The sequence below is a fragment of the Nonomuraea sp. NPDC050202 genome, from assembly GCF_040656115.1.
GTDB lineage: Bacteria > Actinomycetota > Actinomycetes > Streptosporangiales > Streptosporangiaceae > Nonomuraea.
Genome location: NZ_JBFALF010000038.1, coordinates 1 through 14,009, shown reverse-complemented (window position 1 = coordinate 14,009; position 14,009 = coordinate 1). Strand labels below are relative to the sequence as shown.

The 14,009-nt window shown below is 68.3% G+C and carries 18 protein-coding genes and 1 pseudogene; 8 read left to right on the top strand and 11 right to left on the bottom strand.

Translation table 11 applies throughout. From position 1 onward, the window contains the following. Window positions 1-21: 21 nt before the first annotated feature. The gene (gene rpsR, locus AB0I79_RS51695) at window positions 22-249 is read right to left on the bottom strand and encodes a 30S ribosomal protein S18 (protein WP_357890714.1); all 228 of its coding nucleotides are present in this window, start codon (window positions 247-249) and stop codon (window positions 22-24) included. Next, entirely contained in the window at window positions 246-1,373 is a 1,128-nt protein-coding gene (locus AB0I79_RS51690; protein ID WP_357890711.1) for a GTP-binding protein, read from the bottom strand. The genes rpsR and AB0I79_RS51690 overlap by 4 nt, the downstream gene beginning before the upstream one ends. 73 nt (window positions 1,374-1,446) lie before the next feature. Between AB0I79_RS51690 and rpmG the strand changes: the two genes are divergently transcribed. Next, window positions 1,447-1,611: a 50S ribosomal protein L33 gene (gene rpmG, locus AB0I79_RS51685; RefSeq protein WP_357890708.1), complete on the top strand. Its 165-nt coding sequence runs from the start codon at window positions 1,447-1,449 to the stop codon at window positions 1,609-1,611. A gap of 198 nt (window positions 1,612-1,809) precedes the next feature. On the opposite strand, the gene AB0I79_RS51680 is transcribed toward rpmG, so the two are convergent. Together AB0I79_RS51680 and AB0I79_RS51675 are read right to left on the bottom strand one after the other, a co-directional pair. Further along, window positions 1,810-2,280 (bottom strand): VOC family protein, encoded by a 471-nt coding sequence (locus AB0I79_RS51680; RefSeq protein ID WP_357890705.1) that lies wholly within the window; start codon window positions 2,278-2,280, stop codon window positions 1,810-1,812. Window positions 2,281-2,381: 101 nt separating this feature from the next. Continuing rightward, window positions 2,382-3,305 (bottom strand): AEC family transporter, encoded by a 924-nt coding sequence (locus tag AB0I79_RS51675; RefSeq protein WP_357890702.1) that lies wholly within the window; start codon window positions 3,303-3,305, stop codon window positions 2,382-2,384. Window positions 3,306-3,596: 291 nt separating this feature from the next. Here AB0I79_RS51675 and ctaD point away from each other — a divergent pair, with 291 nt between their 5' ends. Both ctaD and AB0I79_RS51665 read left to right on the top strand, forming a co-directional pair. Further along, a complete protein-coding gene (ctaD, locus tag AB0I79_RS51670) occupies window positions 3,597-5,174 on the top strand; it encodes a cytochrome c oxidase subunit I (protein ID WP_357890919.1) in 1,578 nt (525 codons plus the stop codon). Next, window positions 5,149-5,412, top strand: coding sequence for a DUF3040 domain-containing protein (locus tag AB0I79_RS51665; protein WP_357890699.1), 264 nt, complete (start codon window positions 5,149-5,151; stop codon window positions 5,410-5,412). The genes ctaD and AB0I79_RS51665 overlap by 26 nt, the downstream gene beginning before the upstream one ends. Before the next feature lie 50 nt (window positions 5,413-5,462). Here AB0I79_RS51665 and AB0I79_RS51660 read toward each other — a convergent pair whose 3' ends face one another. Beyond that, window positions 5,463-5,840: a helix-turn-helix domain-containing protein gene (locus tag AB0I79_RS51660; protein WP_357890696.1), complete on the bottom strand. Its 378-nt coding sequence runs from the start codon at window positions 5,838-5,840 to the stop codon at window positions 5,463-5,465. Window positions 5,841-5,927: 87 nt separating this feature from the next. Here AB0I79_RS51660 and AB0I79_RS51655 point away from each other — a divergent pair, with 87 nt between their 5' ends. Further along, window positions 5,928-6,692 (top strand): alpha/beta hydrolase, encoded by a 765-nt coding sequence (locus AB0I79_RS51655; protein ID WP_357890693.1) that lies wholly within the window; start codon window positions 5,928-5,930, stop codon window positions 6,690-6,692. Between the two features lie 24 nt (window positions 6,693-6,716). On the opposite strand, the gene AB0I79_RS51650 is transcribed toward AB0I79_RS51655, so the two are convergent. Then, window positions 6,717-6,845 carry a hypothetical protein gene (locus AB0I79_RS51650; protein ID WP_357890690.1) on the bottom strand — a complete coding sequence of 43 codons (129 nt, stop codon included), beginning with the start codon at window positions 6,843-6,845 and terminating at the stop codon, window positions 6,717-6,719. Between the two features lie 797 nt (window positions 6,846-7,642). Between AB0I79_RS51650 and AB0I79_RS51645 the strand changes: the two genes are divergently transcribed. Together AB0I79_RS51645 and AB0I79_RS51640 are read left to right on the top strand one after the other, a co-directional pair. Further along, window positions 7,643-7,870, top strand: coding sequence for a winged helix-turn-helix domain-containing protein (locus AB0I79_RS51645; RefSeq protein ID WP_357890687.1), 228 nt, complete (start codon window positions 7,643-7,645; stop codon window positions 7,868-7,870). After that, on the top strand, window positions 7,816-8,394 hold the full coding sequence (locus AB0I79_RS51640; protein WP_357890684.1) for a transposase: 579 nt from the start codon (window positions 7,816-7,818) through the stop codon (window positions 8,392-8,394). The genes AB0I79_RS51645 and AB0I79_RS51640 overlap by 55 nt, the downstream gene beginning before the upstream one ends. Window positions 8,395-8,651: 257 nt before the next feature. On the opposite strand, the gene AB0I79_RS51635 is transcribed toward AB0I79_RS51640, so the two are convergent. The 5 genes and pseudogenes from AB0I79_RS51635 to AB0I79_RS51615 all read right to left on the bottom strand — a co-directional run bounded on the left by AB0I79_RS51635 (window position 8,652) and on the right by AB0I79_RS51615 (window position 12,419). After that, window positions 8,652-9,152, bottom strand: coding sequence for a hypothetical protein (locus tag AB0I79_RS51635; RefSeq protein WP_357890681.1), 501 nt, complete (start codon window positions 9,150-9,152; stop codon window positions 8,652-8,654). Between the two features lie 17 nt (window positions 9,153-9,169). Beyond that, window positions 9,170-10,351: a hypothetical protein gene (locus AB0I79_RS51630; RefSeq protein ID WP_357890678.1), complete on the bottom strand. Its 1,182-nt coding sequence runs from the start codon at window positions 10,349-10,351 to the stop codon at window positions 9,170-9,172. 293 nt (window positions 10,352-10,644) lie between these two features. Further along, window positions 10,645-10,953, bottom strand: a complete 309-nt coding sequence (locus tag AB0I79_RS51625) for a transposase (RefSeq protein WP_357890676.1) — start codon at window positions 10,951-10,953, stop codon at window positions 10,645-10,647. A 275-nt stretch (window positions 10,954-11,228) separates the two neighbouring features. Further along, window positions 11,229-11,702 (bottom strand): annotated as a pseudogene (locus AB0I79_RS51620) (transposase); the annotation flags it as partial. 303 nt (window positions 11,703-12,005) lie between these two features. After that, entirely contained in the window at window positions 12,006-12,419 is a 414-nt protein-coding gene (locus AB0I79_RS51615; protein WP_357890673.1) for a hypothetical protein, read from the bottom strand. Between the two features lie 214 nt (window positions 12,420-12,633). Here AB0I79_RS51615 and AB0I79_RS51610 point away from each other — a divergent pair, with 214 nt between their 5' ends. After that, entirely contained in the window at window positions 12,634-13,047 is a 414-nt protein-coding gene (locus AB0I79_RS51610; RefSeq protein ID WP_357890670.1) for a hypothetical protein, read from the top strand. Window positions 13,048-13,052: 5 nt separating this feature from the next. Then, window positions 13,053-13,847 carry a polyphosphate kinase 2 gene (ppk2, locus tag AB0I79_RS51605; RefSeq protein ID WP_357890667.1) on the top strand — a complete coding sequence of 265 codons (795 nt, stop codon included), beginning with the start codon at window positions 13,053-13,055 and terminating at the stop codon, window positions 13,845-13,847. Window positions 13,848-14,009 lie beyond the last annotated feature (162 nt).

Sequence of the window (14,009 nt, the reverse complement as noted above, 5' to 3'; positions counted from 1 at the left end):
TGCCCGGCTCACGTGCCGGACTCACGTGCCGGGCCGCGACGCGTACGGCAGCAGGGCCATCTCGCGGGCGTTCTTGATGGCGCGGGCGAGCTCCCGCTGCTGCCGCACGCTCACCCTTGTCACCCGCCGGCTGCGGATCTTCCCGCGGTCCGAGACGAACCGGCGCAGCAGGTTCGTGTCCTTGTAGTCGATGCGCTCCACGCCCATCAGCGGGTTCGGCTTCCTGCGCGGCGTGCGGCGGGCCTTCATGCGGTCTCCTTCAGGTCGAGCATCGGGGCGAACGGGTCGTCGAGGCAGGCGGCGGGGCCGTCCTCGGGGGTGATCAGGCACGAGTCCAGCAGCGCCCGCAGCCGGCCGGTGTCCAGGTCGGGGCCGGTGAGGACGAGGTGCTGGACGCGGTCCCCGGCCTCGGGGTGCCAGTCCAGGGCGGCGGCCAGGCGGCGGGCGGGCGAGACCAGGTCCCAGGCGGCCTCGGGCAGCGCCGCCAGCCACGGGCCGGCGTCCTCGACCGAGACGATGCCGGCCACCGCGTCCCAGGCCAGCAGCCGGCTGGGCCGGGTGGCCAGCCAGAAGCGGCCGCGCGAGCGTACGGACTCGGTGACCAGCTCGTCCACCGCGTCGAAGAGGCGGCGCGGGTGCAGGGGGCGGCGGCTGTGCCACACCATGGTGGTGATCTCGCCGGTCGTGGTGTCGCCGGGGAGCTGGGCGGTGGCGGGCTCCACCCGCTCGGCCAGCTCCGACGTGCACAGCGCGGGCCCGGTGACCGCGGGCAGGGCCGTGACGGGATGCACCGGCGTGAACGGGGTCAGGTGCGTCAGCACGGCGCGCGTCAGCTCCAGGTCGTCCTCGTCGCCGCCGTGCGGCACCAGGCCGGTGGCGTACTCGAGCTGCCGGGTCAGCACCTCGGCCAGGAAGCGCTGGTCGCCGGCCGCCGCGGGCTTGCCGACCTCGATGAGGCGCTCGCCCCTGGTCAGGTCCTCCGGCATGGCGCCGGCGTCCACGGCGGTCAGGACGGCGGTGAGCCGCAGCAGGTCCCGGGCCTCCGGGCAGTCGACGGCCTCCGCGACCGAGCGGGGCTCGACGGAGTCCCACAGGTCCGCGATCAGCAGCGGGGCCGCGGGCGCGAGCGCGACGAGCCGCGGGAGCAGGTCCTCGCGGACCGTGCAGGTGACGCAGCCGTGCGCGAGCCGGACCTCGGCGCTCTCCCGCACGCCCCGCGCGTCGCGGACGGTGCGCCTGATCACGCCGGTGGTGACCCGCCCGAGGTCGTGGTGTACGGCGAGCGAGCCGGGATGGTCGGCGAGCAGCCGCTCGACGGCGGCCGTGCGGGCCGCGCCGTGCAGGCCCGCGACGAGGACGACGGGGGTGGGCACCGGACCTCCAGTTGTCGAAATGAAAATCGTTGTCATTATCATGGCACAGCTCCGCAACCCGAAAGGAATCGCGATGGCCAGGAACGAGCTGCGTCCAGTGATCAAGCTCCGCTCGACAGCCGGGACCGGCTACACGTACGTGACCAGGAAGAACCGCCGCAACGACCCCGACAGGCTGACGCTGCGCAAGTACGACCCGATCGTGCGCAGGCACGTGACGTTCCGCGAGGAACGATGAGGCCGGGCGGTCTCCAGGGCGGGAGATGACCTCCGCCCGGCCTCGTGCCGATCGTCATGAACGGGCGGAGCCGCTCGTGCTCCGCCCGCTCGTCAAGGCGTGCCGGCGAGGGCTGGTCGCCCGCCGCTGACCGCCCCCTCGGCCGGCGCCGCCCACCCGGCGCCGCCCACCCGGCGGCGCCGCGCCAGCACGCCCTGCTCACTGGCCGGCAGCCGCCCGCAGCGCGTCGACGTCGATCTTCTGCATGCCCAGCATGGCCTTCGTCACCTGCTGCGCCGTGGCCGGGTCGGGGTGCTGGAGCAGCTCGTGGAGCTGCTTGGGAACGATCTGCCAGGACAGGCCCCACCGGTCCTTCAGCCAGCCGCACTGCGACTCCTCGCCGCCCTCGGTGAGCTTGGCCCACAGCTCGTCCACCTCCTCCTGCGACTCGCAGTTCACGTAGAGGGAGATCGCCTCCGTGAACGTGAACTGCGGGCCCCCGTTCAACGCCAGGAACCGCTGGCCGGCCAGCTCGAACTCGACCATCATCACCTTCTGGGCCTCGCCCGCCCCGGCCTCGCCGTAGCGCTGCACGCTGACGATGCGGGAGCCGGGGAACAGCGAGGTGTAGAAGGTGGCGGCCTCCTCGGCCTGGTGGTCGAACCACAGGTACGTGGTGATCTTCTGCATGGCGGGTCCCTCCTCAGGGGTTCGTCGTCATCCGTCACCAGCGCGTCGTACGGCCGGAGCGCGGATCGACACGATCCCGGAGAATTTTTCCCGCGGTTCCGTCAGCCGAGCACGGCGCCGATCGCCGTCATGATCGGGATGGACAATCCCGTGGTCAGCAGCACCGCGCCGCGGGCCAGGCGCCTGCCGGTGTCGTAGGTGACGGCGTAGACGTAGATGTTCTGGGCGGTGGGCAGCGCCGCGAACAGCGTCGCCGCCAGCAGTTGCGTGCCCTCCAGGCCCAGCGCGAAGCGGGCGGTCACGTACGCGAGCGCGGGCTGGGCGAACGCCTTGAGCGTCACGGCCAGGGCGATGTCCTTGCCGACGCCGTCCTCCTCCGGGGCGCTCGCCGCGCGGCGCGAGCCGTACAGGCTCAGCCCGTACGCCAGCAGCGCCACCGGCACGGCCGCGCCGCCGAGCAGGTCGATCGGGCGCATGACCGTGACCGGCAGCGAGAACCCGCTGAGCGCGAGCGCCAGGCCGAGCAGCGAGGCGACCGTGAGCGGGTTGCGGAACGGCAGCAGCAGCGCCGCGCGCGGCGAGCGGGAGCCCTTGTCGAGGATCAGGAACGAGACCGGGGTCAGGACGAGGAGCTGGAAGAGCAGGATGGGCGCGACGAGGGCGGCGTCGCCGAGCACGTACAGCGAGATCGGCACGCCGAGGTTGCCGGCGTTGACGTACGACGAGGCCAGCGCGCCGATCGTGGCCTGCCCCGTCGTCCGCCGCCAGAGCAGCTTGGCCACCAGCACGAACACGAGCTGCGTGACCGCCACCGCGATGATCTCGGTCAGCAGCACCGGCGAGAGCAGCGCGCCCAGATCGGCCCGCGACACGGTGGCGAACATCAGCGCCGGGGTCGCCACGAAGAACGCCAGCCGCGACAGCACCAGCTCGTCACTGGCCCGGAGCAGGCCGATGACACCGATGACGTAGCCGAGCACAGCAACTGACACCAAGGCGGCGAACGCCGCAACAACCCCCGACAACCCATTCCCTCCCAAACTGGACGTTCAGGAGGGTATCCGAGGTCTCCCTGCCGGTCCGAGCCGGTCCGGTCCGGGCTCGCCGCGCGGTACCGGCATAGGTCCCCAAGGAGGGGGTAAGCCCGTCGTACGGCGCTGACCTGCGTAAACACCGTCAAGTGAGGGCGCCGAGAGCACCACGGGGCAAATGGGGGGTCTCCGGTGACCATTGACGAACCGCGTACTGACGAGCCGTTGACGTCCGCCGTGGCGCCGGTCGAGTCGACGGGCAAGGGCCGCGTCATCGTGCGCTGGATGTCGAGCACGGACCACAAGGTCATCGGCTACATGTACCTGATCGCCTCCTTCGTGTTCTTCTCGCTGGCCGGCATCATGGCGCTGATCATCCGGGCCGAGCTCGTCCACCCGGACCTGCAGCTGGTGAGCAACGAGCAGTACAACCAGCTCTTCACCATGCACGGCACGATCATGATGCTGCTGTTCGCCACCCCGCTGTTCGCCGGGTTCGCCAACGTGGTCATGCCGCTGCAGATCGGCTCGCCGGACGTGGCCTTCCCTCGGCTGAACGCGGTGAGCTTCTGGCTGTTCCTGTTCGGCGGCCTCATCGCGGTCAGCGGCTTCTTCAGTCCGTCGGGGGCGGCCAGCTTCGGCTGGTTCGCCTACACGCCGCTGTCGGACGCGGTCTTCACGCCCGGGATCGGGGGCGACCTGTGGGTCATGGGGCTGAGCCTGGCCGGCGTGGGGACGATCCTCGGCGCGGTCAACTTCATCACCACGATCATCTGCATGCGCGCCCCCGGCATGACCATGTTCCGCATGTCGATCTTCACCTGGAACGTGCTGCTGACCAGCATGCTCGTGCTGATGGCGTTCCCCGTGCTGGCCGCCGCGCTGCTCGCGCTGGAGGGAGACCGCAAGCTCGGCACGCAGTACTTCAGCCCGGGCAACGGCGGCCCGATGCTCTGGCAGCACCTGTTCTGGTTCTTCGGCCACCCCGAGGTCTACATCATCGCGCTGCCGTTCTTCGGCATCATCACCGAGGTCATTCCGGTCTTCAGCCGTAAGCCCATCTTCGGCTACATCGGCCTGGTCGGGGCGACCATCGCCATCGCCGGGCTGTCGATGACCGTCTGGGCGCACCACATGTTCCCCACCGGGCAGGTGCTGCTGCCGTTCTTCTCCTTCTTCACCTTCCTCATCGCGGTCCCGACCGGCGTGAAGTTCTTCAACTGGATCGGCACGATGTGGCGCGGGCATCTCACCTTCGAGACGCCGATGCTGTTCGCGGTCGGGTTCCTCATCACGTTCCTGCTCGGCGGCCTGACCGGTGTCATCCTCGGCTCGCCGCCGCTGGACTTCCACGTCACCGACACCTACTTCGTCGTCGCGCACTTCCACTACGTGGTGTTCGGCACCGTGGTGTTCGCCATGTTCGCCGGGTTCTACTTCTGGTGGCCGAAGATGACGGGGCGCATGCTGCACGAAGGGCTCGGCAAGCTGCACTTCTGGCTGCTGTTCATCGGATTCCACATGACGTTCCTGGTCCAGCACTGGCTCGGCGTGGCGGGCATGCCGCGCCGCTACGCCGACTACGGCCCCGATGACGGCTTCACCGACCTGCACCTCTTCTCCTCCATCGGGGCGCTCGTCCTGGGCATCTCGACGCTGCCGTTCCTGTTCAACGTCTGGTACACAGCGCGGAAGGGGCAGAAGGTGGTCGTGGACGACCCCTGGGGGTTCGGCAACTCCCTGGAGTGGGCCACGTCCTGCCCGCCGCCCCGGCACAACTTCACCAACATGCCCCGCATCCGCTCCGAACGACCCGCCTTCGACCTGCACTATCCGCATGCCGGCGGCCGAGCGGCGGAGTGACGGCGTGGACGGCCTGTCACCGCGGGAGCGGCACGTCCTGGCGGCGATCGAGCTCGAACTGCGGCGCAGCGGGGAACGCCTGGCCAGCCGGCTCACCGAGTTCAACGAACGCGCCGCGCAGGACGGCCCGCGCCGCTTCGGCGACCACGTCAGCCGCACCGAGGTGGCCGTGGTGGCGGCCATGGCACTGATCCTGAGCGGGGCCCTCACGCTGGTGATCGTCACCTGCGGCAAGTGACCGCTCCGGGCGGGCTGCGCCCTGCGGGAACGGCCGGTCGGGCATCGTGCTCAGTTCTGACAGCGGGCGTCGTACTCCCGCCGCGCCGCCACCAGGGCCGGGATGGCGCCGCGGGCCCACTGGGCGAGCAGCTCCAGGGGTTCGCGGATGTCCTCGGCCAGCGGCGTGATGGCGTACTCGACGCTCGGCGGCGAGTCCGGGTGCACGGTGCGGGTGACCAGGCCGTTGCGTTCGAGGTTGCGCAGGTTGAGCGTCAGCATGCGGCGGCTGACGCCCTCGATCGCGCGCTCCAGCTGGGTGAACCTGCGCGGCCCCGCGCCCAGCTCGACCAGGATCTGGATGCACCACTTGTCGCCGATCAGCCGCAGCACCTCGGGCAGCGGACAGTCGGTGACCTGGTCCGTTACGGCGGTGTTCCGTTGCGACAAGAAAGTGCCTCCTTTCGAACCCGTCGATCATCCCTCAGGATGACTCCCGTTACAAGAGGTAACGTTCCTGCTCAGGGGGTTCTGACCGTGCACTACGCGCACAGCAACGGACATCGCATCGCCTACCAGGTCGCCGGGAACGGCGGCCCGCCCGTGGTCCTGCACCCCGGCATGTTCGAGGACGGCGGCCACTGGGCGCACCTCGGCTACACCGGCGTCCTGGCCGCCTCCCACACCGTCATCGCCATCGACCCGCTCGGGCTGGGCGCCAGCGACGCGCCGCACGAGCCGGAGGCGTACTCGGCGCGGCGCCGCGCCGAGTACGTCACCGCCGTCCTGGACGACCTGGGCCTCGACCGGGCCGCGTTCTGGGGGTACTCGCTGGGGGCCATGACTGGGTACGCCGTGGCCGCGTACGCGCCCGAACGGCTGACCCGGCTGGTGGCGGGCGGCTTCGACCCGGACGGCTTCCGGTCCCGGGTGCCGGCGGTGCTGGCCGCGCTCGGGCTGCCGGGCGACCACGACGTGTACGAGATCGTCAAGGGGGGCGCGCTGGCGCATCCGTACCAGGTGGCGGTCATCGAGGCAGGCGACCCGGCGGCGTACCGGGCGAACTACGACATGTTCTCCCGCGAGCCCGGTCTGGGCTCGCGGCTGGCCGCCTCCGGGGTGCCCGTCCTGATGTACGCGGGCACCGCCGACCCCTGGCACGACCCGATGCGCGACCACGCGCTCACCCACGGCGCCCGGTTCTTCTCCGTCCCGGACGCCGACCACGGCGAGGCGCTGCGGCGCACCGACCAGGTGCTGGACCAGGTGCTGCCGTTCCTGGAGGCGCGCCGGGCCGCTTGAGGCGCGGCCGGCCGCGGTGCGCGGTCAGTTGACGCAGTCCTGCTTGTCGAGCCCGAAGGCCAGCTCCCTGACCTGGCCCTGGGAGTAGAGGAGGGCGTAGTAGGCCTTCGGGTTGCCCGGCACCGCAGCGTACGCGATCCCGCTGGGCGACATCCTCAGGCCCCGGGTACGCCTTCTTGACCTGCTTCCGGGAGGAGCCCAGGCCGATTCCCTGCGGCGTCCTCATCCCCTTCTGTGCCAGGATCACGGCCACGCCGGCCTTCCTGGAGATGTACAGGCCCACGCGCCCCTTGCCGGCGGGATGCGCCCTGAGGTTCCAGCCGAAGCACGGACCGGCTCCGGCGGGCATCCTGAGCGCGATCTTCCCCGTGGCCCGCGCCTTCGTGGCGCTCATGCCGAGCTGCACCGGGCCGTAGCCGTACGGGCCCAGGGCGGGTTCCTTCGCCGCCGTGGCGAGGGCGGGCGCGGTCGCGGCGGGGGTGGCGGCGGTGGTCAAGTCGTCACAGCAGGCTGTGGGCGGGCTTTGATGGCTTGGAAGATTCCGCGGGCCAGGTAACGCTTGCCGGCGGTTGAAAGTCTGAGGTGTTACCGCGCGGCTGCCTGCTCGGGGTGGGGTTCGGGAGTATGCCAGAGGGATGCGTCATCCGGATGGCGGCGGTCTGACCCCGGCGGCGCGAGCCAAGCGTGAACAGGTGCGTTTGGAGGCTGCCGGGCTGTTCGCCGCGGGCATGGTGCCATCACAGGTGGCCAAGAAGTTGCGGATCTCCCGCAAGTCGGCCTAAGTCTGGCACAAGGCCTGGCGCACGGCCGGCAGGCGCTGGAGTCGAAGGGGCCGGGCGGGCAGCGCTGCCGGCTCAGCGAGGCGCAGGTGCAGCGGCTGGAGGCCGCCTTGGACGTCGGCCCGGCCGTGTGGGGATGGACCGAGGATCAGCGATGGACCCTGGCCGCGGGTGACGGTGCTGGTCGGCAGGTTGTTCCACCTGTCCTACACCCCGCGCGGGATCTGCTTTCTGCTGCACCGGCTGGGCTGGAGCCCGCAGGTTGCGAAACGCCGCGCTGCCGAGCGCGACGAAGAGGCGATCACCACCTGGATGAAGGACACCTGGCAGCACGTGGAACCACGGTGCGGGATCAGGACTCGTGGATCGGCTTCGCCAACGAAGCAGGCCAGTCGCTGAGGCCGCCCAAGGCCCGCACCTGGTCCCGCCGTGGATGCACCCCTGCCGTCACCGTCTCGGGCAAGGGCTCCGGACGCGTCAACCTGGCCGGGCTGCTCTGCCTCAAGCTGGGACGGCGAACCCGGCTGATCTACCGCATGACGATCTACCGGCGGCGGAAGAACGAACGCAAAGGGTTCACCGAGCCCGACTGCGCGCGCCTGCTGGACGCCGCCCACCAGCAGCTCGGCGGGCCGATCGTGCTCATCTGGGACAACGTCAGCACCCACCTCGACGCCCGGATGCGTGCCATCGCCACACGTCCGTGGCTGACGGTGTTCTGTCTGCCGACCTACGCGCCCGAGCTCAACCCCATGGAGATGGTGTGGTCGCATCTCAAACGCGGCCTGGGCAACCTGGCGCCCTGCACACTCGACGAACTCGCCGCGATCATCCGCAGCCGGCTCAAGCAACTGCAGTACCGCCCCGACCTCCTGAACGCCTTCCTGGCCACCGTCCTGATCACAAACCCGAGATCGACATGAAACCCCGAACTTTCATCTTGTTGTAGCGGCGAGCGTCTGCACCAGTTCGTCCACATCCGTAGTGCTCGCGTTCCAGATTCCCGCCTGCGGGCGTCAGGACGGGGAGGTTCCAACGCTCACTACCGGCGCGGATACAGCGGCGGGCCGTTCCATTCGGGGCCCGGACATGCCCCGTCGTTGTGAGCAGTGTCAGAGAACACCCCATGGCGATGTAGGGAAGGCCCATCTGGGAGAAGGCGGGGCCTTCCCTACGGCTATCAGATGCGCCGTAGCGCCTGGCCGTAGCGATCCGTCTGTTTATAGATCAGCTCAGGCGCAGCCTCGGACGGCCACGAGGCGATCAGATACGATTCGACAGGAGTTCGTACCGTCCCGTCAGGATCCGTATCTCGTCCCCGTGCATGGATCCGAATGCGGTATTGACCAGGACCCGTCGATGCGAGGTTAGAGAGATCGGTCAGATCTCCGTCCAGTCCAAACACATGAAGACTACCGTGGGTGGACTCGACGGAAATCTCGGCCACCTCCTCCCACTCATCGAGAGCGAGAGGCGGCGCCGCGTCGGCAAGCTCCACAGTCACATCCACCGGCCCTCTGGCAACTCCCGTGATAATAATCGCACCGTCGCGACTGCCCGCCACCAGGCCATTTGGGAACCTGCCAGGGTAAGCAGGAGGCGGGTCCTCTATACCCCTCAACAGGAGGATGTGGTCAGATACCCGCACATTGTCCCGGGACGGTGTGATCTCGCTACTCATGACATGAGCCTTGTATGCTAGGGGATTGTTGTGTCCACCCAGAACGCGTCTGCGTCGAGAATGCGATTATCTCGAAAGAATGTCGCCATCGCAATACCCTGCGCATTGTTGTCGACGATCAGGACCGGCCTAGACGTCCAGTCGTCGCAGCCGCACGTGATTGCGCCCTGATACGTATGTGCCATGGGATACTCGTCGCAGTTCTGGGTTTGAGGATTAGGAATTGCCACATTCCCGCAGGCCTCCGTACGATTATCGTCCGCATCAGTGTCATTGTACATGCGCTGCAGCGGCGTTGTGCCAGGCTTTCCGGGCGATCCTACCGACTGTGAATAGCGAATATGGTCGACTATGGTCGGCATCTCAGCATACTTGAACACCAGCGTGGGCCAGTAGTCCCGGATTACGCACCCTTCGGTCGTTTGATAACCCCTAAGCCGGCCGTCGTCACACCGGACGGTAGGCACGAATTCAGCTTCGGGGCTAAGATTGAGCTCTTCTCCAACATTAGGATCAACGAAGGTCAGTTCTCCGTCAAGGTCCATCGGTCCCCGGCCGGGCAGTGGCAGGGTGTTGCGGAATCTTGTGTCCCATCTGATCATCGAGTTTATCTGAAGGGTTTGCTGGGCCGATGGAGTCGTACTTACATGTTCGCACTGGCCGCTACAGAATGGAGAAGCCAGGAAGTAGGATGTCGGACTATAGTATCCCTGCTGATTATAGGAATAAACACTATGCCCGAAGATGAATGTTCCTTCGTTCCAGGCGGTTACAATGTCATACCAAAGAGTCAGCTTCATCGTGCCGACTTCTTCTCCCGTGCGTACGTCGATCCATGACAGGGACTCGGTACGCCACGTGCATGCATTGACTCGGGTGGTTAGCCATTGGCCGTCTCCGGCATCAACGCACCACGCAGGTAGACCTTCGGGAAGCCCGCCGGCGGGCTCTTCCGCTGTGGACTTAGTGCCGGGATCGGTGGAGGTGCAAGGGACTGGCGGTGCGTCTTTGGCCGCCAGTTTAGGCAGCCGCTTTTTTACTTGTTCACAGGATCTGGCTAGAGACTGGACGGCCTTGGGCCTCGGCATGGCTTGCGGCTTTGCGTTCGAGCCGTCCCTGACAGAGGCGTTGGCGTCACGGAGGCGCTGGACCTCTGGATCATCAATCTGGGCGATGGCAGGCGACGCGATGACAGTCACCAGTGCGACGATGAGCGCGAGCAGGGCGGATATCGAAGTCAGATGTTGTAGGCGTAGCCAAGTCCTCACATGCGATCCTTTCCATGGCTGCGTTCACTCTGGGGCGATTCTCATTAGAGCCATACTCAAGAACAAGGCTTGACAGTGTGATCACCGAGATGTATGGCGAATTTTGAATTACCGGTTCTTGGAACGTGATAACAGCAGGTGAACCCATGCTCTTACGGTGCGTAGGCGACGACTCGATTTCTTATCGCCCCCTATCGATCATTACGGGGAGTTATAAACCTCTGTCATTTTGTGATCATGGCATTGAACTCCACGGTTGCAGCCATCGCTGACCTACTGTGAGGCAGCGGATGATCTCTTGTTTGGTCTTGCCGTCCGCGGTGCGCCGGGCCACGTAGTCGATGGTGGGCTGGCTGGTGGAAGCGCATACGGACGATGACGACGCGGTAGAGCGCTGCGTTCAGCTGGCGGTGGCCGCCGCGATTGAGGCGATGCCGGGTGGTGGTGCCGGAGGAGGCCGGGATGGGGGCGACGCCGGCGAGTTTGGCGAATGCGGCTTGGGAGCGGATGCGTTCGGGGTTGTCGCCGACCACGATGAGCACTTCGGCGGCGGTGTCGGCGCCGATGCCGAAGGTGTTGACGAGTTCGGGAGCCTGCTGGTGGTCAGCTGCTCGAGCAGTATGTCGTGCTCTTTGATCTCCTGGTCCAGGTCGAGCCAACGGCGGGCCAGGGCGCGCAGGGCTCGCTTGGCCGAGGCCACGGTGCTGCTCATTGGACCGGGTCGCAGTCCGGCGCAGCGCTCCAGCAGGGCCATCTTCGACAGGCCGGTCAACTGCTCGCGCAGCTCGTCGGGGACGGTGACAAGCAGTGCCTTGAGGGTGACCATCGCCTGGGTGCGGGCCTTGACCGCGGTGTCGCGCGCAATCTTGGTGTGGCGGATCATCTCCACCGTGCCCTCAGCGCTCTTGGGCGTAGCGGTGGCCGTGCCCGCCAGCACAGCGCGGGCGGCGTTTTCGGCGTCGATCGGGTCGGACTTACCGCGCTGACGGCGCACGCGCCGGTCAGGCCGATTGACCTCGACCACCTTGTGCCCATGCCGGCGCAGGTGGGAGGCCAGCCCAGCACCGTAGGAGCCGGTGCCCTCGACGCCGAAGCCCAGGACGTGCCCATATCCGGCGGCCCAGGTGATGAGCTGTTCGTAGCCGCCCCGATCGGCAGCGATGCTGATGCTGGCCTGCAGTCCGCCGACGACGTCGACCACGGCGGCAGTGTGCACGTATGTGTGCGTGTCCACTCCGACCACGACCTTGCCGATCGGTTCGGCCTGCAGAATGCTCGTCATGGCTGCGCTGCTCCCTCCGCCCGGTGGTGATCCGTGTACCACCGCCGGTCGCGCGCAAGGGACAGGACTGTGACGAGCGCCTTCTTCACGAGGCAGCAGGCTCCTATCGGGTCACCATCCACGCGACCGACGGCTCGCATCCAACCGGCACCGAGGCGACCGACAGATCAACAGCATGGACACCCGCAGGGTCAGTCGTAACACGAGTCAAGCCGCCCCGGTGACGGTGATCCCATCCTCACAGTCGTGACATGTGCGGATTCGCCCGGCGAGCCGTGGCGGATCACCACGGTGCCTGGCCCGCTACTGTCCCGGCCGCAGCAGGGTCTTCCACGCCGAGCACTCGCCCGTGGGCCGCTTGGCCGTGCCGCGGCAGACCTGGACCCTGACCTGCCGCGTGTTGCGGTAGTCCTTCCTGAAGGTGCCGACGCCCGGCACACAGTTGTAGAAGCCGTGGTCGCGCCAGCGGCCGTTGCGCGAGTCCTGCGAGCGCAGCACCGCCCACGCGCAGCCCTTGCCGCGCGTGTCCTCCAGCTTGCCGTCCACGACGTGGCCGAACTGGTGGACGGCCACCTCGCCCCAGGCGGCGGCCATGCCGTCGGCGGAGTGCACGGCACGCCACTTCCACATCGCCGGGGTGGCGGCGGCCGGGGCGCTGACCGCCAGCGAGACAGCGGCGGCGGTGGCGGCGGTGGCGAGGACGGCGAGCGAACGCATGAGGGAACTCCACGGTGCGGTGACGATCGAACCCTCCAAGAGATAGGCCGCCGCTCTTGTGATCGGCTTGCAGCTGAGTTCGGCGAGCTGCCGCAGCGGCTCGGCGAGGTGCCCGCGGTCGTCTACCTGCTGTTCAACGAGGGGTGCCTGGGCAGCACGGCCGAGCGGGCCCAGGCGCGCGACCTGGCGGAGGAGGCGGAGTCAGGCGGCCATCGTGGCCTGCCACGCCGAGGCCGAGAACTTCGCCGGCACCGACTGGGCGCAGATCCTCGTGCTGGACGACATGCTGCTGCACCTGGCGCCCTCACCGGTCACCCGCCTGCACCGGCCGTCGCCGTACGGCACGTCGCCGGCCCCGAGCCGGCCCCGAGCCGGCCCCGAGCCGGCCCTGGCCGAGCTGGACGAACTCGGCGACGCGCTGGAGCGTTACCCGCTCTTCTTCGCCACACGGGCCGAGCCGCTGCGCGACCTGGGGCGCGACGACGAGGCGCGCCGGGCCGACGAGCGGGCGCTGCGCCTGACCGCCAGCCCGGCCCGGCAGGCTGCTGGAACAGCCCCTGGGCTGGGACTGAACACCCGCGTCGATGCGGGCCCGGCGGCACGGCGTACGGTGGCGGGACGGAGGTGATGGGCATGAGCGCCGGCAAGCTGCGCCGCAAGCCGTACGAGAAGCGATTGATCCGGTTGCAGGCCGAGCTGGTGAAGATGCAGGAGTGGGTGCGGGCCGAGGGCCGCCGCCTGGTGGTGATCTTCGAGGGGCGGGACGCCGCCGGCAAGGGAGGCACGATCCAGCGGGTCGCCGAGTATCTCAACCCCCGGGTGACCAGGATCGTCGCGCTGCCCGCGCCCACCGAGCGCGAGCGTACGCAGTGGTACTTCCAGCGTTACGTCGAGCACCTGCCGGCCGCGGGGGAGATCGCGCTGTTCGACCGGAGCTGGTACAACCGGGCCGGGGTCGAGCGGGTGATGGGCTTCTGCACCCAGGAGGAGTACACCCGGTTCCTGCACCAGTGCCCGATCTTCGAGCGGTTGCTGGTGGAGGACGGGATCCTGCTGCGCAAGTACTGGTTCTCGGTCAGCGACGCCGAGCAGGAGCGCCGCTTCCGCGCCCGGATGGAGGACCCGATGCGGCGCTGGAAGCTGTCGGAGATGGATCTGGAGTCGATCACCCGCTGGGAGGAGTACTCGCGGGCCAAGGACGAGATGATGGTGCACACCCACATCCCCGAGGCGCCGTGGTACGAGGTGGAGAGCGAGGACAAGCGGCGGGCCAGGATCAACATGATCTCCCACCTGCTCTCCACGGTCCCGTACGGCGAGGTCGAGCGCGCGCCGCTGGAGATCCCGGACCGGCCCGCCCCGACGGGGTACCGGCGCCCGCCGAGGGTGGAGACACCGGTGCCCGACGTGACGGGCGACCTCGCCTGACCGCGTGCCGGTCTCACAGGTAGCGCAGCCACAGGTACGGCGTGCACAGGGCGATCGTCACCACGGCCACGACCAGGCCGTACCTGGTGAACTGCCAGAAGCTGATCGGGGTGCCGTTGCGGGCGGCGATGCCCAGGACGACCACGTTGGCCGCGGCTCCGA